The sequence below is a fragment of the Streptomyces sp. NPDC088197 genome, assembly GCF_044741185.1.
In the GTDB taxonomy this organism is placed as follows: domain Bacteria; phylum Actinomycetota; class Actinomycetes; order Streptomycetales; family Streptomycetaceae; genus Actinacidiphila.
Window position 1 is genome coordinate 528,145 of the sequence record NZ_JBIUSD010000003.1, and the last position, 19,319, is coordinate 547,463.

At 72.5% G+C, this 19,319-nt stretch carries 18 protein-coding genes; 8 read left to right on the forward strand and 10 right to left on the reverse strand.

Annotated features, from left to right (window positions below; all coding sequences use genetic code 11):
* Positions 1–143: 143 nt before the first annotated feature.
* Positions 144–1,619, reverse strand: a complete 1,476-nt coding sequence (locus ACIOC1_RS10810) for an MFS transporter (RefSeq protein ID WP_355344531.1) — start codon at positions 1,617–1,619, stop codon at positions 144–146.
* Between the two features lie 177 nt (positions 1,620–1,796).
* On the opposite strand from ACIOC1_RS10810, the gene ACIOC1_RS10815 reads away from it, so the two are divergent.
* Positions 1,797–2,840, forward strand: coding sequence for an Lrp/AsnC family transcriptional regulator (locus ACIOC1_RS10815; RefSeq protein WP_355344528.1), 1,044 nt, complete (start codon positions 1,797–1,799; stop codon positions 2,838–2,840).
* 47 nt (positions 2,841–2,887) lie between these two features.
* Here ACIOC1_RS10815 and era read toward each other — a convergent pair whose 3' ends face one another.
* Entirely contained in the window at positions 2,888–3,829 is a 942-nt protein-coding gene (gene era / locus ACIOC1_RS10820) for a GTPase Era (protein ID WP_355344525.1), read from the reverse strand.
* Positions 3,830–4,041: 212 nt separating this feature from the next.
* On the opposite strand from era, the gene ACIOC1_RS10825 reads away from it, so the two are divergent.
* Positions 4,042–5,367: an ammonium transporter gene (locus tag ACIOC1_RS10825; RefSeq protein ID WP_391047480.1), complete on the forward strand. Its 1,326-nt coding sequence runs from the start codon at positions 4,042–4,044 to the stop codon at positions 5,365–5,367.
* Complete coding sequence (locus ACIOC1_RS10830) at positions 5,364–5,702, forward strand: P-II family nitrogen regulator (RefSeq protein ID WP_355344523.1); 339 nt, start codon at positions 5,364–5,366, stop codon at positions 5,700–5,702. Before ACIOC1_RS10825 ends, ACIOC1_RS10830 begins: the two co-directional genes overlap by 4 nt.
* Before the next feature lie 68 nt (positions 5,703–5,770).
* On the opposite strand, the gene ACIOC1_RS10835 is transcribed toward ACIOC1_RS10830, so the two are convergent.
* Positions 5,771–6,121 (reverse strand): cytidine deaminase, encoded by a 351-nt coding sequence (locus ACIOC1_RS10835; protein ID WP_355344520.1) that lies wholly within the window; start codon positions 6,119–6,121, stop codon positions 5,771–5,773.
* A 139-nt stretch (positions 6,122–6,260) separates the two neighbouring features.
* Here ACIOC1_RS10835 and ACIOC1_RS10840 point away from each other — a divergent pair, with 139 nt between their 5' ends.
* Positions 6,261–6,455 carry a hypothetical protein gene (locus ACIOC1_RS10840; RefSeq protein WP_355344517.1) on the forward strand — a complete coding sequence of 65 codons (195 nt, stop codon included), beginning with the start codon at positions 6,261–6,263 and terminating at the stop codon, positions 6,453–6,455.
* A gap of 135 nt (positions 6,456–6,590) precedes the next feature.
* Here the strand turns inward: ACIOC1_RS10840 and ACIOC1_RS10845 are convergent, their stop codons facing one another.
* Positions 6,591–7,415: a helix-turn-helix domain-containing protein gene (locus ACIOC1_RS10845; RefSeq protein ID WP_391160609.1), complete on the reverse strand. Its 825-nt coding sequence runs from the start codon at positions 7,413–7,415 to the stop codon at positions 6,591–6,593.
* 163 nt (positions 7,416–7,578) lie between these two features.
* Here ACIOC1_RS10845 and ACIOC1_RS10850 point away from each other — a divergent pair, with 163 nt between their 5' ends.
* Complete coding sequence (locus ACIOC1_RS10850) at positions 7,579–9,060, forward strand: MFS transporter (protein ID WP_401853331.1); 1,482 nt, start codon at positions 7,579–7,581, stop codon at positions 9,058–9,060.
* 11 nt (positions 9,061–9,071) lie between these two features.
* Here the strand turns inward: ACIOC1_RS10850 and ACIOC1_RS10855 are convergent, their stop codons facing one another.
* Entirely contained in the window at positions 9,072–9,425 is a 354-nt protein-coding gene (locus tag ACIOC1_RS10855) for a YybH family protein (protein WP_401715454.1), read from the reverse strand.
* Positions 9,426–9,532: 107 nt separating this feature from the next.
* Here ACIOC1_RS10855 and ACIOC1_RS10860 point away from each other — a divergent pair, with 107 nt between their 5' ends.
* Complete coding sequence (locus tag ACIOC1_RS10860; RefSeq protein ID WP_401853335.1) at positions 9,533–10,429, forward strand: LysR family transcriptional regulator; 897 nt, start codon at positions 9,533–9,535, stop codon at positions 10,427–10,429.
* A gap of 65 nt (positions 10,430–10,494) precedes the next feature.
* Here the strand turns inward: ACIOC1_RS10860 and ACIOC1_RS10865 are convergent, their stop codons facing one another.
* The 4 genes from ACIOC1_RS10865 to ACIOC1_RS10880 all read right to left on the reverse strand — a co-directional run bounded on the left by ACIOC1_RS10865 (position 10,495) and on the right by ACIOC1_RS10880 (position 15,798).
* Positions 10,495–11,787: a CNNM domain-containing protein gene (locus ACIOC1_RS10865; RefSeq protein ID WP_391047492.1), complete on the reverse strand. Its 1,293-nt coding sequence runs from the start codon at positions 11,785–11,787 to the stop codon at positions 10,495–10,497.
* Positions 11,788–11,806: 19 nt separating this feature from the next.
* Positions 11,807–12,301, reverse strand: a complete 495-nt coding sequence (gene ybeY, locus ACIOC1_RS10870; RefSeq protein ID WP_355344834.1) for an rRNA maturation RNase YbeY — start codon at positions 12,299–12,301, stop codon at positions 11,807–11,809.
* Positions 12,302–12,314: 13 nt separating this feature from the next.
* Positions 12,315–14,438 carry a PhoH family protein gene (locus ACIOC1_RS10875; protein WP_401853339.1) on the reverse strand — a complete coding sequence of 708 codons (2,124 nt, stop codon included), beginning with the start codon at positions 14,436–14,438 and terminating at the stop codon, positions 12,315–12,317.
* Positions 14,439–14,667: 229 nt separating this feature from the next.
* Positions 14,668–15,798 (reverse strand): PfkB family carbohydrate kinase, encoded by a 1,131-nt coding sequence (locus tag ACIOC1_RS10880; protein WP_391047496.1) that lies wholly within the window; start codon positions 15,796–15,798, stop codon positions 14,668–14,670.
* Between the two features lie 153 nt (positions 15,799–15,951).
* Here ACIOC1_RS10880 and ACIOC1_RS10885 point away from each other — a divergent pair, with 153 nt between their 5' ends.
* Both ACIOC1_RS10885 and ACIOC1_RS10890 read left to right on the forward strand, forming a co-directional pair.
* A complete protein-coding gene (locus ACIOC1_RS10885) occupies positions 15,952–17,265 on the forward strand; it encodes a 6-phospho-beta-glucosidase (protein WP_401853341.1) in 1,314 nt (437 codons plus the stop codon).
* Positions 17,266–17,487: 222 nt separating this feature from the next.
* On the forward strand, positions 17,488–18,288 hold the full coding sequence (locus ACIOC1_RS10890; RefSeq protein ID WP_401304435.1) for an HAD family acid phosphatase: 801 nt from the start codon (positions 17,488–17,490) through the stop codon (positions 18,286–18,288).
* Between the two features lie 14 nt (positions 18,289–18,302).
* Here ACIOC1_RS10890 and ACIOC1_RS10895 read toward each other — a convergent pair whose 3' ends face one another.
* Positions 18,303–19,316 (reverse strand): adenosine deaminase, encoded by a 1,014-nt coding sequence (locus tag ACIOC1_RS10895; RefSeq protein ID WP_355344496.1) that lies wholly within the window; start codon positions 19,314–19,316, stop codon positions 18,303–18,305.
* Positions 19,317–19,319: the final 3 nt, after the last annotated feature.

Here is a 19,319-nt window from a genome sequence, read left to right on the forward strand (position 1 = left end):
ATGTGACCTGCGTCCTATCGAGGGGATCACAAGGGGGTGCCCCCTCTGTCGCGGTGCGTGAAAGAGGGGGCACTTTATGTGTCCGTCATATGTGGCGCCGGTCACTCAAAAGCGGGTGAATCGGATGAAGCGGTCGCCAGCCGTCATTTCCGGCCGGTGGCGACCTCCTCCACCGCGCTGACCTGGGGCTTTCCCTCAGCCTCGGCCGAGGCGTCACCGTCAGCGGCCGGAGCGGGAGCAGAGGCGGCAGCGGCGGGGCGGAGCGTGGCCAGGACGAGCACGGCTCCGGCCAGCGCGGCGACCGCCGCGTAAAGGGAAATGCGGTCCAGGCCCGAGGCGTATCCGGCCCGCAGCGAGCCGCCGCCCGCGGTCGTGTCGCGCAGCCGCGAGGTGAAGACGGCGCCGAATACCGCGATGCCGAGCGTCATTCCGAGCTGGCGGAAGGTGTTCACGGCGGCGCCCGCCATGCCCGCGCGCTGCGGGGGCACGGCCTCCACGGCGGCCGAGACCAGGACGGGGGTGGCCAGCCCCGCGCCCACACCGACGACCGCCAGGCCCGCGAAGAGGGCGGACTGCCCGGACGAGGCGTGCACGGACAGCCACAGCACCGCGCAGCCCGCCGCGATCAGGACGAGACCGCCGGCGATCGGCAGCCGGGGCGCGACGCGGTGCATGTGCCGGCCCGCGACGGCGGCTGCCAGGAAGGACGCCCCGGCCAGCGGCATCAGGGCCAGACCGCCGCGGATCGGGCTGAGGCCGAGGACGTTCTGGAGCCACAGCGAGAGGTAGACCAGGCCGCTGAAGGCCGCCGCCTGGTAGAGCAGGGCGCCGCCGAGCAGGCCGGAGAAGCTGGCGCGGCGCAGCAGCGCCAGGTCGAGCATGGGGTGCGCGGACCTGGCCTCGGCGACGACGAAGCCGACGACGGCCAGGGCTGCGACCGCGAAGGCGGTCAGGGTCAGCGACTCGGTCCAGCCGTGCTCGCCGCCGCGGATCAGCGCGTACGTGAGCGAGGCCGCCGCGAGGGTGAAGGCGGCGGCGCCCGGCAGGTCCAGGCGTCCGGCGCCGCGCCGCCCGGCGGGCAGCACCTTCAGCGTGAGCGCGACGGCGACGACCGCGATCGGCAGGTTGACCAGGAAGATCGCCTGCCAGCCGAAACCCTGGGTGAGCAGGCCGCCGAGGATGGGCCCGGCAGCGGCGGCGGCGCCGTTGACCGCGCCCCAGACGCCGAAGGCGGTGCCGCGGTCGCGGCCGTGGTAGGTCGCGGACACCAGCGCGGCCGAGGTGGCGAACATCGCGGCGCCGCCCACGCCCTGCACGGCCCGCGCGGTGATCAGCGCGGCGGTGTTCGGCGACAGGGCAGCCGCCAGCGAGGCGAGGGCGAAGACGACGAGCCCGGCCGCGTAGATCCGCCGGTGTCCGAAGAGGTCGGCGAGCGAGCCCGCCACCATCAGCAGGGCGGCGAGGGCGAGCGCGTAGATGTCCATCACCCACTGCAAGGAGGTGAAGGACGCGTCGAGGTCGGACGCCATGCTCGGCAGGGCGACGTTCACGATGGTGACGTCGACCAGCAGGATGAAGGCGCCCAGGCAGATCGCCACGAGGGGCAGCCATTTGCGCATGGGTGGAACTCCGTTCGGGAGCGGACCTCGCGGGCCTGGCGGACCTCAAGGGGTCCGCGAGTCCGGCGGATCGTGCGGATCGTGGGGTGCAGCGGTTCCCACGATCCGTGACGCCCGGTCCGCGCCACAGTCAGCGACGCCTTGGCGGCGGAATCCGACATCCCCTAGCCTTGCCCGATGGAATCCGACACGACATGGGACATGCTGGAGGGACTCGACGAGCTGGACCACCGGGTCGTGCACGCCCTCCAGATCGACGGCCGGGCGCCGTTCCGCCGGATCGGCGAGGTGCTCGGCGTCTCCGACCAGACCGTGGCCCGCCGCTACGGCCGCCTCCGCTCCAGCGGACTGCTGCGGGTGGTGGGCCTGACCGACCCGCACCGGATCGGTGTGACGCCGTGGTTCGTACGGGTGCGGTGCACCCCGGACGCGGCGGCCTCGGTCAGCGAGGCGCTGGCCCGGCGTACCGACACCCGCTGGGTCAGCCTCATCTCGGGCGGCACCGAGATCTTCTGCCTGGTGCAGGCCGCGCTCCCCCAGGGGGACGACTCGCTGCTGCTCCAGAAGCTGCCGCGCACACCGCGCGTGGTGCAGGTGACCGCGCAGGCGATGCTGCACGTCTTCTTCGGGCAGGATCTGAGCCCGGTGACCAAGGCGGGCTGGCTGAGCGCGGACGAGGCGCGGGCGCTGGTCGTGGCGGACGCGCAGGCCCCGGCCCCGGAGAGCACGGCGCCGTATCCGCTGGCCCCCGACGACCAGCCGCTGCTCGACGCGCTCGCGGTGGACGGCCGGACGCCCGCCGCCGAACTGGCCGAGGTCACCGGCTGGTCGCAGACGACGGTACGGCGGCGCATGTCGGAGCTGCGGGCGGCCGGGGTCCTCTACTACGACCTGGACTTCGACCGGCGCGCGCTCCAGCCCGCGCTGCGGACGGGGCTGTGGCTGGAGGTCGAGCCCGCCCGTCTGGCCGAGGTGGGGGCGGCGCTCGCCGCCCACCACGAGATCGCCTTCGCGGCGGCGACCACCGGCACGGCCAACGTCTACGCCTCCGTGAACTGCCAGGACGCCAGCGCGCTCTACCGCTATCTGACCGGGCCCGTCGCCGAGCTGCCCGGCATCCGGCGCACCGAGACCTCACCCCTGCACCGCACGATCAAGGGCGCGAGCCCCCTGCCCGCCCCCAGCGCCAGGACCCGCCTGGCGGACGCCGACCGCACCTGACCCGCCGCGGGCGGCCCACGGTCGGCGAACCGCGAGCCGGCCGCGGGTCAGAAGCCGAGCTTGCGGAGCTGCTTCGGGTCGCGCTGCCAGTCCTTGGCGACCTTCACGTGGAGGTCGAGGAAGACCGGGGTGCCCAGCAGGGCCTCGATCTGGGTGCGGGACTTCATGCCGACCTCCTTCAGGCGGGCGCCCTTGGGGCCGATGATGATGCCCTTCTGGCTGGGCCGCTCGATGTAGAGGTTGGCGTGGATGTCGAGCAGCGGCCGGTTCTCGGGGCGGCCCTCGCGCGGCAGCATCTCCTCGACGACGACCGCGATGGAGTGCGGCAGTTCGTCGCGTACGCCTTCGAGCGCGGCCTCGCGGATCAGCTCGGCGACCATGACCTGCTCGGGCTCGTCGGTGAGGTCGCCCTCGGGGTAGAGCAGCGGGCCCTCCGGCAGCAGCGGCACCAGCAGGTCGGCCAGCAGCTCGACCTGGTCGCCGCCGGTCGCGGAGACCGGCACGATCTCGGCCCACTCGATGCCGATGTCGCGGCCGAGCTTGTCCACGGCGAGCAGCTGCTCGCGCAGCGTCTGTCCGTCGACCAGGTCGGTCTTGGTGACGATGGCGACCTTCGGCGTCTTCTTGATCCCGGCCAGCTCGCGCGCGATGAAGGTGTCGCCGGGGCCGAGCTTCTGGTCGGCGGGCAGGCAGAAGCCGATCACGTCGACCTCCGACCAGGTGGTGCGCACCACGTCGTTGAGCCGCTCGCCGAGCAGCGTGCGCGGCTTGTGCAGCCCCGGGGTGTCGACCAGCACGAGCTGGGCGTCCGGCCGGTGCACGATGCCGCGCACGGTGTGCCGGGTGGTCTGCGGCCGGTTGGAGGTGATCGCCACCTTCTGGCCGACCAGAGCGTTCGTGAGGGTGGACTTCCCGGCGTTGGGGCGGCCGACGAAACAGGCGAAACCGGACCGGTGCGGGGTGTCTGCGGGCTGGGTACGAGCGCTCATGCGCCCATTCTCCCCGAAGACGGGGGTGCCTGAGCCCGCCCCCGCCCGTACGGCACCCGCCGGGGCCCTTCTCCGGCGGCCCGCGGGTGACGGCACGGTGATCCGCCGGAAACCCTCGCGCAACACGAAACACGGCGGAAACACGTATGCCCACAACCGGAAATACGCGCCCGTGACGCTCTTCCCCAGCCGTCCATGGAAGGGACTCCCCCGTGCTGCTCCTGTCCGCCGGTCAACCCGCGGTCGACGCGGGCGACACCGCCTGGCTGCTGGCCGCCACCGCGCTGGTCCTGCTGATGACCCCCGGCCTCGCGCTCTTCTACGGCGGCATGGTCCGCAGCAAGAGCGTCCTCAACATGTTCATGATGAGCTTCGTGTCGATCGCGCTGGTCACCGTGGTCTGGCTGACCGCCGGTTACACCCTCGCCTTCGGCCCCGACGCGGGCGGCCTCGGCCTGATCGGCGGCCTGGACCACCTCGGGATGCACGGCATCACCCCGACGACCGTCACCGGCCATGTGCCGACCCTGCTCTTCGCCGCCTTCCAGCTCACCTTCGCGATCGTCACCGCCGCGCTGATCAGCGGCGCCGTCGCGGACCGCGCGCGGTTCGGCGCGTGGGTGGTGTTCGTCCTGGTGTGGACGCTGGCCGTATACGTACCCGTCGCGCACTGGGTGTTCGGCACCGGCGGGTGGATCGTCGGCGAACTGGGCGCGCTGGACTTCGCGGGCGGCACCGTCGTGGAGGTGTGCTCGGGCTCCTCCGGGCTCGCGCTGGCGATCGTGCTCGGGCCCCGGCTCGGCTTCCGCAAGGACTCGATGCGCCCGCACAATCTGCCGCTGGTGCTGCTCGGCGCGGGCCTGCTCTGGTTCGGCTGGTTCGGCTTCAACGCCGGGTCCGCGCTCGGCGCCAACGGCCTGGCCGCCGCCGCCTTCGTCAACACCCAGGCGGCGGGCTGCGCCGGGCTGCTCGGCTGGCTGCTGGTCGAGAAGCGCAGGGACGGGCACGCCACCACCCTGGGCGCCGCGTCCGGCGCGGTCGCCGGTCTCGTCGCCATCACCCCGTCCTGCGGCAGCGTCGACATGGTGGGCGCGCTGGTCGTCGGGCTCTGCGCCGGGGTGCTCTGCTCGTACGCCGTGAGCTGGAAGTTCCGCTGGGGCGTGGACGACTCGCTCGACGTGGTCGGCGTCCACCTCGTCGGCGGCGTGGTCGGCACCCTGCTCATCGGCCTGCTCGCCACCGCCACCATGACCGGCGGCCCCGAGGGCCTGCTGTACGGCGGCGGCCTCGGCCAGCTCGGCAGACAGGCCGTCGCGGTCGCGGCGGTCGGGGCGTACGCCTTCGCCGTGACGTACGGCATCGGGCGGGCGATCGACCGGCTGATGGGCTTCCGGGCGAGCGAGGAGGAAGAACGGACCGGCCTCGACCTGACCGTGCACGCCGAGACCGCCTACGATCACGGCGTACTGACGCACGGCACGTCGCTCCCCGCGCACAAGGCCGCTGCTCACGTCCCGGACAGGAGCACCCTCGGATGAAGCTGGTCACCGCGGTCATCAAGCCGTTCAAACTGGACGACGTGAAGACCGCACTCCAGGAGATGGGCGTGCACGGCCTCACCGTCACCGAGGCCAGCGGCTACGGGCGCCAGCGCGGCCACACCGAGGTCTACCGCGGCGCCGAGTACCGGGTCGACCTCGTCCCCAAGGCCCGGGTGGAGGTGCTGGTCGAGGACGCCGACGTCGAGGCCGTCATCGAGACGCTCGTGGCCGCGGCCCGCACCGGCAAGATCGGTGACGGCAAGGTGTGGGCGGTGCCGGTCGAGACGGCCGTACGGGTCAGGACCGGGGAGCGCGGACCCGACGCGCTCTAGCGTGCGTCCCGGCGCGCCGGACAGGCCCCAGGGCCTGTCCGGCGGATCACGAACGGCCCCTTCGACCCCTAGCCCGCGGTGACCGTGCTCCGGACCGTGCCGTCCGGGGCCGCGAGGATCACCGGCGTGGCCGGGCCGCCCAGGTCCCCGACGACGGCGCGGTCCCGGTCCGCGGCGGCGGTCTCCGCCGTGACCACGACGGCCGCCTCCAGCGAGGTCGCCCCGCTCGCCACCGCCATCGCCACCGCCGTCTGGAGCGCGCTGAGATTCAGCGACGCCAGCGCCACGGGGCCCGCCACATAGGTCCGGCCCATCTCGTCCCGTACCGCCGCGCCTTCCGGCGCACCGTTACGGGCACGGACCGACCGGGCCAACGTGATGAGTTTCCGGTCTTCCGGGTCCACGGTCGCATCGCTCATGCGCCGACCTTATCCGCCGCCCCGCACGCGCCTTCGCGGAGGTGGGCCCCGGTGTCGTCACCCTGGGTGGCCGAAGATGCGCGGACAGCGAACCGCCCTTAGCGTGGGTCGTGCAGTCCTCCTCGTCTGAGGTGATTCGATGCTTCTGCACCTGCCCTTCGTCATCGTCCTCGCCGTCGCGGCCTTCTTCCTGAAGCGGAAGGGCTCGATGAAGGCGACCCACGCTCTCGTCTGCGGTGCCTTCGGGTTCTATCTGGCGGACACGAGCCTGGCCACGTCGATCCAGGCGGCCAGCGCCAACCTGGTCTCGATGATCGGCACCTTCGGCACCTGAGGTCCCGAGTGCCCGAGGTCCCGAGAGCCTGAGGTCCCGAGTGCCCGAGAGCCCGAGGTCCCGAGTGCCCGAGACCCCGACGATCCGGAGCCGTCCGAGGGACCCGCGGGCCCGGAAATCCTCAGGCCCCAGCGGTCAGCTCGCCCGCTCGTCCACCGAGCGGAACGACCCGCGCCGCTGCTCCGGTGACGCCAGCCACTGGAGCTTGGCGGCGGTTTCGGTGTCCGGCAGCGGATTGTGCATCACGATGGTGAGGTCGGGGCGGGCCGGGATGCGCAGTTGGGTGCTCTCGAAGTGGAGGTCGCCCACGAGCGGGTGGCTCAGCTCCTTGATGAGCTGACCGCTGGGCTGGACGTCGCCGAGCGCCCACAGCTCGGCGAATTCCGTGCTGACCGCCGCCAGTTCGGAGACGATCCGGTGGAAGCCCTCGTCGTCCGGGTACTCCGAGGCGGCGGCACGGTACTGGGCGACGATGGTCGCCGCCAGCGTCGCGTGCCGGTCGGCGCGGCCCCGGTAGACGGGGTCGGTGAAGAAGCTGACCAGGCAGTTGGTGTCGCGCGCGGTGAAGGCGAAGGTCTGCCGGGCCGGCTCGTTGAACGCCAGGATGTTCCAGTAGGCGTCCATGATGTGCGCGGGGAACGGCGACCAGGACTCGATCAGCCGGTAGAGCCCCTCGCAGAAGTCGGCGTCGGGCACCGCTTCCGGCAGCGGCGGATTGAGCCCGGCGAGCACGTACAGATGGCGCCGCTCCGGACCGGTCAGGCGCAGCACGCGCGCGACCGCGTCGAGGACCTGCGGGGAGACGGTGATGTCGCGTCCCTGTTCGAGCCACTGGTACCAGGACGCGCCGACCCCGGCCAGCACGGCGACCTCCTCGCGGCGCAGCCCCGGTGTGCGGCGCCGGGCGCCGCCGTCCGGGAGTCCGGCCTGCGCGGGCGAGATCCGGGCCCTGCGGGCCATCAGGAAGTCCCGCAGTTCCCGGCGGCGGTGCGGCTTCGACGACAACGGCGCGGACACGGTCTGTTCCACTCGCTCCCCCTCGGCCTGCGGCCTGGCTGGTGGTCCGGCCACCAGCATAAAGGGCGGCTCCCCACCGGCCCGGGGATCGCCGGAAGGTGGTCGCATGGCAACCGACACCACCGCGTCCCCTTCGAGCACGTCCGCCTCGGGCCCCGGCACGGGCCCCGCCTCGGGCCCCGCCTCGGGCACGACGGGCGCCCTGCGCGCCCCGGCTCCCCAACACCTCGGCATACGCGCCAAGCTGGTGCTCCTCGTGCTCTGCGCCGCCCAGTTCATGATCTCCCTGGACTTCTCCATCCTGAACGTGTCGCTGCCCGTCCTCGGCTCCGACCTCGGTATGAGCAGGGCCAATCTCCAGTGGGCGGTGACCGCCTTCGCGCTGCCGTCCGGCGGATTCCTGCTGCTCTTCGGCCGGATCGCCGACCTGTACGGGCGGCGCCGGCTGTTCCTGACCGGTCTCGCGGTCTTCGCCGCCGCCTCGCTGCTGGCCACCCTCGCCTGGAACCCGGCGGCCTTCCTGGCCGCGCGGGCCGTTCAGGGCCTGGGCGCGGCGGCCGTGGTGCCGACCGGCATGTCGCTGCTGACCACGACCTTCCCCGAAGGGCCGCTGCGGGAGCGGGCGTTGGGGATCAGCGGCACGCTGCTGTCGCTGGGCTTCACCATCGGCATGGTGATGGGCGGCACGCTCACCGACGCCTTCGGCTGGCGGTCCACGATGGCGCTGCTGGCCGCCGCGGGCGTCCTCGTCCTGGCCGCCGCGCCCGCGCTGCTCACCGAGTCGCGGCACCCGCGCCGCCCGCGGATCGACGTACCCGGCGCGGTCACCGTGACCGGCGGGCTGCTCGCGGTGATCTACGCGCTGTCCACGGCCGCGCAGCGCGGCTTCGGCGGCGCCGACGTGATCGCCGCCCTGGTGCTGGGCGTCGCGCTGCTGGCCGCCTTCGTGGCGGTGGAGTCGCGGGCCGCCGAGCCGCTGGTGTCGCTGCCGATGCTGCGCCGACGCACGGTGGCCTGGGGCAATCTGGCCGGGCTCGCCACCTTCTCGATGATGAGCACGGTGGTCTTCCTGCTCACCCTCTACCTCCAGGAGATCCGCGGCCTGTCGGCGTTCCGCACCGGCCTGGTCTTCGGTGTCCAGGGCGTGGCCGCGGCCGTCACGGGGATGACCGCGGCGCGGGTGATCGGCCGGATCGGCACCCGCGGCACGCTGCTGGCCGGTCTGGTCGTGCAGGGCGCGCTGACCGCCGTGCTGGTCCTGCTCGGCCCCGGCTCCTCCTGCACGTGGCTGGCGATGGCCGGGGTCACGCTGGCGTGCGTCGGCCACCTGTGGGTGATCGTCTCGTACGGGATCACCGCGACGTCCGGGCTGCCGGACCACGAACAGGGCCTGGCCACCGGACTGGTGACGAGCAGTCAGCAGATCGGTCTGACGGTCGGCATCCCGCTGCTCTCCGCGCTGGCGTCCAGCCGGGCGCACCTGCTGTCCGGTATCCACCTGGCGCTGGCGGTGGACGCGGCCGTGCTGCTCGCGGTGGCGGTCATGGTCGCGGTGGGGCTCGGCCGAAGCCGTACCGCCGGGGTCTGAGCGGCCAGGGCTCAGCTCTCCGGGCGGTCCAGGACGCGCAGCCAGCGGCCGTCCGGCTGGCGGCGGGCGACCTGGACCCGGCCACCCGTGCCGTCCTTCGGGCGGGTGGAGGTCAGCGCGAGGTCACCGCTGATCAAGGTGGGCAGCGGCTCCTCGACCTCGAAGACCGGCTCGGCGGCGAGCAGCCCCGCGTACAGCTCGCGCAGCGCCGCCGTGCCCCGCGACGGGCGGTCGATCGGGAAGGCGACCACCGCGTCCGGTTCGAAGAGCTCCAGAATCCCTTCCAGGTCACCGGAGTTGACCCGCTCCACGAACAGCCGGGCGATGTCCTCCGGGTGGGTGGCGCAAGCGCGGTTCTCGGTCATGGTGTGGCGCTCCCTCGTGTGCTCCTCGGTTCCCCCGCTGTCCATTCTCGACGGCCCCCGTCCATAATTCCAAGATCTGGATCTTCTGCGAGCTAGCATGTCCGGTTATGGAACTGCGGCAGCTCGAATACTTCGTGACGGTGGCCGACGAGGCGGGATTCACCCGGGCGGCGACCGCCTTGCACGTGGCGCAACCGGGGATCAGCGCGCAGGTCAGACAGCTCGAACGGGAGCTGGGGCAGCCGCTGTTCGACCGCTCGGGCCGTACCGTGCGGCTCACCGAGGCCGGGCGTGCGGTGCTGCCGTACGCGCGGGCCGCGCTCGACGCCGTCGCCGGGGCGCGGCTGGCGGCGCAGGAGCTGACCGGGCTGGTACGCGGCCGGGTCGCGATCGGCACCGTCACCTCGCTGGGCGCCGACATGGACGTGCCGGGGATGCTCGCCGGTTTCCACGACGCGTATCCGGGCGTGGAGATCACGCTCGGCGAGGACACCTCGGACCGGCTGCTGGCCGGGCTGCGCGACGGGCGCTACGACCTGGCCTTCGCCGGGATCGCCGGGGAACCGCCCGAGGGCATCGGGACGCAGACGGTCATCGACGACGCGCTGGTGGCGGCCGTCGCGCCCGGCGACCCGCTGGCCGGGCGCCGGGCCATGCCCGTCAAGGCGCTCGACGGGCGGCCCCTGATCGTCCTGCCCACCGGCACCGGGCTGCGGGCCGCCGTCGACACCGCGTGCGCGGCGGCGGGCTTCACGCCCCGGATCGCCTTCGAGGCGGGTAACCCGGAAGTCCTCGCCGCCCTCGCGGAGCGCGGCCTCGGCGTCGCGCTCCTGCCGGCCGGTCTCGCCGCCTCACGCCCCGGCCTGCGCGTCCTGCCGCTGACCCGGCCCGCGGTCCGCTCCCGGCTGGCGCTGGCCTGGCGGGAGCACGCGGGCGCGTCCCCCGCCGCCAAGGCGTTCCTCGCCCACGCCCGCCGCTTCCTCGCCGAGCGCACCCGCCCCTGACCGGCCGACCGTCCTCAGGAGCCCGGGGGTTTCAGGAGCCCGGGGGTCTCAGGAGCCCGGGGATCTCAGGAGGCCGGGACCTCCGCGACCGGGTCGACCCGGACGGTGTGGATACGGTTGCGGCGGCCCGCGGGCGCCTCGGCCGTCAGCCGCAGCGCGGCCGTACCGCGGTCGCCCGACCCGTCCTCCGGCAGCGGCACCACCGTGGTGGCACCGGGGATCGGGACCCGGCCGAGGGACTTGGCGAGCAGCCCGCCCACCGTCTCGACGTCGTCGTCGTCGAGTTCCACCCCGTACAGGTCACCGAGGTCGCCGATGTCCAGGCGGGCCGTGACGCGGTACGAGCCCTCGCCCAACTCCTCGACCGGGGGCGTCTCGCGGTCGTACTCGTCGGTGATCTCGCCGACGATCTCCTCCAGGATGTCCTCGATGGTGACGATCCCGGCGGTCCCGCCGTACTCGTCGATCACCACGGCCACGTGGTTGCGCTCCTGCTGCATCTCGCGCAGCAGGTCCCCGGCGTTCTTGGTGTCGGGCACGAAGGACGCGGGCCTGATCAGCGTCGAGACCGGCTCGGACTCCGACTCCCGGTTGATGTGCACCCGGCGCGCCAGGTCCTTGAGGTAGACGAAGCCGACGACGTCGTCCTCGCTCTCCCCGGTCACCGGGATACGGGAGAAGCCGCTGCGCAGCGCCAGCGTCATGGCCTGACGGATCGTCTTGAACCGTTCGATCATGACCAGTTCGGGCCGCGGCACCATCACCTCGCGGACGATGGTGTCACCCAGTTCGAAGACCGAGTGCACCATGCGGCGCTCCTCGTCCTCGATCAGCGACTCGGACTCCGCGAGGTCCACCATCGCGCGCAGCTCGGCCTCGCTCGCGAACGGGCCGCGCTTGAAGCCCTTGCCGGGCGTCACCGCGTTGCCCAGCAGGATCAGCAGCCCCGGCACCGGGCCCATGACGCGGGCCAGCGGCAGCAGGACGTACGAGGCGGCGGTCGCGGTGTTCATCGGGTGCTGGCGGCCGATGGTGCGCGGCGAGACGCCGACGGCCACGTACGACACGAGCACCATGACGCCGATCGCGACGGCGAGGACTTCCCAGGTGCTGTCGAAGTGCCGGTCGCACACGACGGTGATCAGGACGGCCGCGGCCGTCTCGCAGCCGACCCGCAGCAGCAGGGCGACATTGAGGTAACGGGTCGGGTCGGAGGCCACGGCCAGCAGATTGGCGGCGCCCTTGCGGCCGGAACGCAGCGCGTCCTCGGCGCGGAAGCGGGACACGCGGGCGATGGCGGTCTCGGCGCAGGCGGCGAGCCAGGCGACGACGACCAGGACAACAGCGGAGACGATCATGCGGAAGTCACCGTCGGCGTCAGTGGGTGGTGGGCGCGGGCGACGGGCCCTCGGCCCCTTGCTCGTCGCGCCAGCCGTCCAGAATGGCCTTCTGCAGACCGAACATCTCGGCCTTCTCGTCGGCTTCCTCGTGGTCGTAGCCCAGCAGGTGGAGGACGCCGTGGACGGTGAGCAGTTGCAGCTCCTCGTCCATGGAGTGCTTCGTCGGCGCCTCCTCCGCCTGCTTCTTGGCGACCTCGGGGCAGAGCACGATGTCGCCGAGCAGCCCCTGCGACGGCTCCTCGTCCTCTTTCCCCGGACGCAGCTCGTCCATCGGGAAGGACATGACATCCGTCGGCCCCGGCAGGTCCATCCACTGCATGTGGAGCTGCTCCATGGCGTCGGCGTCCACCACGATCACCGACAGTTCGGAGAGCGGGTGGATTCGCATGCGCTGAAGGGCGTAGCGGGCGGCGTCCAGGACCGCCCGCTCGTCGATCTCCCAGCCGGACTCGTTGTTGACGTCGATCGCCATGATGGTGAAGTGGTTACTTTCCGTTGGCACCGGTCGCGCCGGCGATGCTGTCGTCGTAGCGCTCGTAGGCGTCCACGATGCGTCCGACCAGCTTATGGCGCACCACGTCCGTGCTCGTCAGCCGGGAGAAGTGGATGTCCTCGATATCGGTGAGGATGTCCTGGATCTGCCGCAGCCCGCTCTTCGTCCCGTTCGGCAGGTCGACCTGCGTCACGTCACCGGTGATGACGATCTTCGAGTCGAAGCCGAGCCGGGTGAGGAACATCTTCATCTGCTCGGCGCTGGTGTTCTGCGCCTCGTCGAGGATGATGAACGCGTCATTGAGCGTGTTGTGCGTCAGCAGATAGTCCTCGGTGACGTAGAGCGAGTCGGCCGCCGCCACCTGGATGCACACCGCTTCCTCACGGCCCGCGGGCTCGATGCTGTCGATGAACCGCATGGGGCGGCCACCCCCGCCGGCCGCGTCATACGTGTCGCGCTTGCGGGCCAGCCGAAAGGGCTCGATGCCCTCGGGGAGCCGGATGTCGATGATGTGGGCGTCCCGGCGGTGCTGGATGTCCCGTCCCCCGGCCCTTCCGGGCTTCCGGCCCTCGGCCGCACGTCGACGGGTGTACGCGACTCCGCCGAGCGACTGGACCAGCGCGATGACATCGTCCCTGAGCAGGATCGATGTCGTCGTGTACTGGATACGGCAGGTGCGATCCGACTGAGTGACCGGCCCTCCGTCGGAGTCCAGCAGACCTTGGAGCAGGGCCAGCCGGATCTCGGCGGAGTTGTTGAGATAACTGTCCGGCACGAACTTCGAGCCCGACGTGTTGCCGAGGAGGTCAAGGGTGCGCAGCGCCGCGGTCACCGGGTTCACGGTGGTGATGACATCGCCGGGTGTCCTGACACGGTTGAGCGTGTAGTCAGGCCCGCCCATGTGCCGGACGGTCACGCCGGGCAACGCGGCTTCCAGAGCGGTGACGAGTTCCGGGTCGGCGGTGGCGAACGACGGTGTGGTGGAGCCGGTGAGGCACCCGTCTCCGAGTAGGAGACCGAGGGCGTACGGGTCCATCGGGACGTCGCGCTCCGGGAAGCACACCGGCGCCGTGAGCAACGGAAGCTCATACCGGCGGGCGTGGGCCGCGCGGAGGCTGCCGATCATCTCCTTGGTCTCCAGGACTCGCCACGGCTTGTCGCGGCGCTTGTCCGAAGCCGTCCTGACCGTCCACAAGTGGTCCCCGCAGGCCAGTGTCGAAGCCCCGTCCTGGGCCGTGACACGGTAGATGTCCTTCTCGCCCTGCGGGTAGACACCGAGAACCGGGGTCGGTTCGCCGTCGGATCCGACGACGAGGTCACCGACCTGGAGGTCGCCGATCGGACGCCAACCGTCCGGTGTCAGCACCTTCGTGAAGACCGGCTGCGCCCTGCCGCGCATGTATGCCAGCGGGGCGACCTCGATCGTGCCCGCTGCCATCAGGCGGGGGATGGAGTCGGCGTCGAGCATGTCGTGCAGGGCGTCGTAGAGCGGGCGCAGGTACGGGTCGATCTTCTCGTAGAGGGTGCCGGGCAGGAAGCCGAGGCGTTCGCCGGCCTCGACCGCGGGGCGGGTGAGGATGATCCGGCTGACCTGCTTGGACTGGAGGGCCTGGACGGCCTTGGCCATGGCCAGGTAGGTCTTGCCGGTGCCCGCGGGGCCGATGCCGAAGACGATGGTGTGGGTGTCGATCGCGTCCACGTACCGCTTCTGGTTGAGCGTCTTGGGGCGGATCGTGCGGCCGCGGCTGGACAGGATGTTCTGCGTGAGGACCTGGGCGGGCGTCTCCGCGTCCGGGTCGACCGCCGTGCCGTTGGCCCTGAGCATGGCGATGGAGCGTTCCACCCCGTCCTCGGTCATCGGCTGGCCGGTGCGCAGCACCAGCATCATCTCGTCGAAGAGCCGCTGGACCAGGGCCACCTCGGGGGCTTCGCCGACGGCGCTGATCTCGTTGCCTCGGACGTGGATGTCGACGGCCGGGAACGCCTGCTCGATCACGCGGAGGAGAGCGTCTCCCGATCCCAGGACGGTCACCATGGGGTGCTTGGCCGGTACGACGAAGTGGGCGCGCGCCTGCTGCGGCGGCTGCGGCTGCTGCTTGGTCGGTGTCTGAGTCATGGGCCGGCGCTAGGGCCTGCTCATCCCGCTTTCTGCTGATCGGCAGGCCCGGAGGGGCCTGGGGGTTCCAAGCGTACGACGCCGCGCCGCGCCCGCCGAGGGGATTTGGCGGTGTGCCCGCGGCGGAAGGGGCACGGGGAGCCGCGTGGGCAGGAGCGCGGGCGAGGGTCCGGGCGGGGGTGCGGGGAGCGGCTCGCGGGGGTGCGGGGAGCGGCCCGCGGGCCGGGGCTCAGGCGGGGCGGAAGCCGACGGTGGGGACCGCGCGGCGCAGCGGCCAGGGCCGGGGGTCGGTGGGCAGCAGGGCGTCGAGGAAGGCGTAGCGGCCGAGCGGGGAGGCGGGGTCGCAGGGGCCCGGGTCCGCGGCGGCCCGCGCCCGCGCCTTCGTCTGCTGCCACCAGGCGGCGATCTCGGCCCAGCCGGGCGCGGACAGCGAGCCGCCGAACTCCTGCACGGACAGCGCCGCGCACAGCGACGCGAAGGCCAGCCGGTCGGCCAGCGGCCAGGCGGCGAGCGTGCCGGTCACGAATCCGGCGACGAAGACGTCGCCCGCGCCCGTGGGGTCCAGGGCCTCCACGATCAGGGCGGGCACCTCGGCCGTCTCTCCGCTGCCGGAGTCCACGGCGAAGGCGCCCTCGGAGCCGAGGGTCACCACCGCGAGCGGCACCCGTTCGGCCAGGGCCCTGGCGGCCTCGCGCGGGCAGGCCGTCCGGGTGTACCGCATGGCCTCCTCGGCGTTCGGCAGAAACGCGGCGCAGTGCCGTAGCCCATCCAGGTCTGCCGGGTCCCAGCGGCCGGTCTCGTCCCAGCCGACGTCCGCGAAGACCTTCGTCCCCGAGGCGGCGGCGGCCCCGATCCACTCCTGGTCCCGCTCCTGGTCGCCCGCCCTGCCGTGGTGCCCGAGCGACGCCACCGCCGCCCGCGCGGGCGGCGGGCAGGCGGGAACCGACTCCTGCGCGGGCGGCGCCTCGTGCCCGTGGCTGACCATCGTCCGCTCGCCCTCGTACGCCATCGACACCGTCACCGGCGAGTGCCAGCCGGGGATGCGCCGCGACGGCGCCAGGTCGATGCCCTCGCCCGACGACAGGCTGTCCCAGCAGTAGTCGCCGTACACGTCGTCCCCGAACGCCGCCGCCAGCGTCGTCCGCAGCCCGAGCCTCGCCAGCGCCGTCGCCATGTTCGCGATCCCGCCGGGGCTCGAACCCATCCCCCGCGCCCACGACTCGGTGCCGCGTACGGGCGCGCTGTCCAGTCCCGTGAAGATGATGTCCAGGAACACGGTGCCGGTCAGGTAGACGTCGGTCGCCGGGTCGCCCGCCGCGCGGAGCGTGCCGAGGGGGTCGAGAACGGGCATGTCGTCCATCCCGTCACTGTGCCACGGCGTCCGCGCCCGGGGCTGCACGTACCGCCACCTGATGTCGGTTGCCGCACCGCGGGGCCGGTGGGCGCGGCGAGCCCCCGCCGGGGGAAGATCCGGGGGACGACATCAGCCAGGCAGGACGGAAGGTCACCGCGCATGCGCCTGACGATTCTGGGAGGCGGCGGCTTCCGCGTCCCCCTCGTGTACCGAGCCCTGCTCGACGACCCCACGGTCAGTGACGTCGTGCTGTACGACACGGACCCGCGGCGGCTGCGGGTGATCACGGCGGTGCTGGCGACGATGCCGGGCGGCCCGCCGGTGCGGGCGACGACGGACCTGGACGACGCCCTGCGCGGAGCGCGGTTCGTCTTCTCGGCGATCCGCGTCGGCGGTACCGCGGGCCGCGTCTCGGACGAGCGGGTGCCGCTGGCCGAGGGCGTGCTGGGCCAGGAGACGGTCGGCGCGGGCGGGGTGCTGTACGGGCTGCGGACGCTGCCGGTCGCGACGGCGGTGGCGGAACGGGTCAAGGCGGTGGCGCCGGACGCGTGGGTCATCAACTTCACGAATCCGGCCGGGATGGTGACCGAGGCGATGAGCCGGGTGCTGGGCCCGCGGGTGATCGGGATCTGCGACTCGCCGGTGGGGCTGGTGCGGCGGGCGGCGCGGGCGGCTGGCGCGGACCCGGACGGACCGGGCTTCGGCTACGACTACGTGGGCCTCAACCACCTCGGCTGGCTGCGGAAGTTGACGGTCGACGGTACGGACCTGCTGCCGGGCCTGCTGGCCGACCCGGCGGCACTCGGCACCTTCGAGGAGGGCCGGCTCTTCGGCCCCGAGTGGCTGGGCGCGCTGGGCGCGCTGCCCAACGAGTATCTGCACTACTACTACTTCCGGCGCGAGTCGCTGGCCGCGGTGCGCGCCGCGGACGCCACGCGCGGTGAGTTCCTGGACCGGCAGCAGGGCGCGTTCTTCGTCGCGGCCGATGAACAGCCGGGCCGGGCGCAGGAGTTGTGGGAGCGGACCCGGCTGGAGCGCGAGGAGACGTACATGGCGGACAGCCGTGCCGCGTCCGGCGGTTGGGAGCGCGACCCGCACGATCTGGACGGCGGCGGTTACGACCGGGTGGCGCTCGCGCTGATGCGGGCCATCGCGCGGGACGAGCGGACGACGCTGATCCTCAATGTGCCGGGCGGCGGGGCGGTGCCGTTCCTCGACCCGGAGGCCGTGGTCGAAGTGCCGTGCGAGGTCGGGGCGTTCGGGGCGAGGCCGCTGCCGGTGGCGGCGCCGGACGAGCACCAGGCGGGGCTGATGCTGGAGCTGAAGGCCGTGGAGCGGGCGGCGATCGAGGCGGCGGCCACCGGTTCGCGCCGGGCCGCGCTGCGGGCGCTCGCGCTGCACCCGCTGGTGGACTCCCCGGCGGTCGCGGCGCGAATCCTGGCGGCGGCGCTCCCCGACGACGGCCGACGCTGACGGGCGGGCGCCCGGCCGGCCCCATCCGGGCCGCCCGGCCCATCCGGCCCATCCGGCCCGCCCGGCCCGCCCGGCGCAACGGCCTCTGAACTGCGGGTTAACTCAAGGGAAACGAGTTGACGGAACCCGCGCTCGGTGCCACGCGCGTAGACCTCCCTTGACCAGCCAGGATCGACGGGTCTAGGTTCACCGGCACCAACCGAGCGTTGAAGGAGCACCGTCATGCCCCGAGCCCGACTCTCCGCCCGCACCCGCACCTTGGCCGTCGCCGTGGTCGCGGCGTCGCTGGGCGCCACGGTCTACGGAGTCGGCGTCGCCGGCGCCCACGATTCCGTGCCGCGCAGCGACAAGCAGATCCCCAACCTCACCGACGTGGTCAGTGAGATCAAGGCGTACTACGGCGACACCGTGGACGCCTCGGGCGAGCACTTCGCGTCGCCGAGCAGCAACTACGCCAAGCAGGTCGCGGGCATCGAGGCCAAGGCCAAGCAGTATCTGGCCCACGAGGTCGGCCACGGCGGCCACGGCGGCCACGCGGCCAAGCCCGCCATCGTGCTGGACGTCGACGACACCAGCCTGAACACGTACAACTACGAGCTGGAGGTGGGCTTCGCCTACACGCCCGCCAGCAACTCGGCGTACATCGCGAACAAGAACATGGACGCCGTCTTCGGCATGGAGAAGCTGACCAACTGGGCGGCGGACCAGGGCATCACGGTCTTCTGGGTCACCGGCCGCCCGGAGGCCCAACGCGCCGACACCGTACGGAATCTGGCCGCCGTCGGCTACAAGCCGGCCGCCGACGCCGCACACCTCTACCTGAAGAACGCGGCCAGCCCGCCGTCGTACCTGCCGTGCGGCTCGACGTGCACGACCATCGAGTACAAGTCCGGTACCCGCAAGCACATCGAGTCGCTCGGCTACAACATCGTCGGCAACTTCGGCGACCAGTACAGCGACCTGACCGGCGGCTACGCGGACAAGTCCTTCAAGCTGCCGAACCCGATGTACTTCCTGCCGTAGGACGCGAAGAGGCGTCAGCCGAACGCGTACGCCTCCACCTCGGCCAGGCACGCCGCCCTGCGCGGCTCGTCGTGGTCGAGGAAGGCGGCGAGGAACGAATTGCGGGCCAGGGTGCGCTCGTCCTCCTCGGTGAGAGCGAGGGCGGCGCGCACCGCCGCGAAGTTGTCGTCCGCGTAGCCGCCGAAGTAGGCGGGGTCGTCGGAGTTGACGGTGACGCGCAGGCCCTCCGCGAGCATGCGCGGCAGCGGGTGGGCGGCCAGTGAACCGACGCAGCGCAGCCGGACGTTGGACAGCGGGCAGACCGTCAGCGGCACCTGTTCGCGGACCAGCCTGGCCACCAGCGCCGGGTCCTCAAGGCAGCGGATGCCATGGTCGATCCGCTCCACGCCCAGCACGTCGAGGGCCTCGCCGATGTACGCGGGCGGCCCCTCCTCCCCCGCGTGCGCGACCCGCCGCAGCCCGGCCGCCGCAGCCCGCTCGTACACCTCGCGGAACTTCGCGGGCGGGTGCCCGACCTCCGCCGAGTCCAGGCCGACGCCGGTGATGAGGCCGGGGCCGGCGCCCGAGCCGAAGTACGGGCGCGCCGCCTCGAAGGTGTCCAGCGCCGACCGCTCGGACTCGTCCCGCAGGAAGCACATGATCAGGCCGCCGCTGATCCCGTGCCGCCGCCCCTCGCGCTCCAGCGCCCCGGCCAGGCCCTCCACGACCGTCCCGATCGGCACCCCGCGCGCGATGTGCGCCTGCGGGTCGAAGAACACCTCCGCGTGCCGTACGCCCTGCTCCGCCGCCCGCGCCAGATACGCGCCCATCAGCTCGGCGAAGTCCTCCTCGGTGCGCAGGACGGCCATCAGCGCGTAGTACAGGTCGAGGAAGGACTGGAGGTCGGTGAAGGAGTACGCCTGCCGCAGTGCCTGGGCCGTCGGGTACGGCAGCGCGACCCGGTTGCGCGCGGCGAGTTCGAAGGCCAGCTCGGGCTCCAGGGTGCCCTCGATGTGCAGGTGCAGTTCGGCCTTGGGGATGGGGGGCATGGC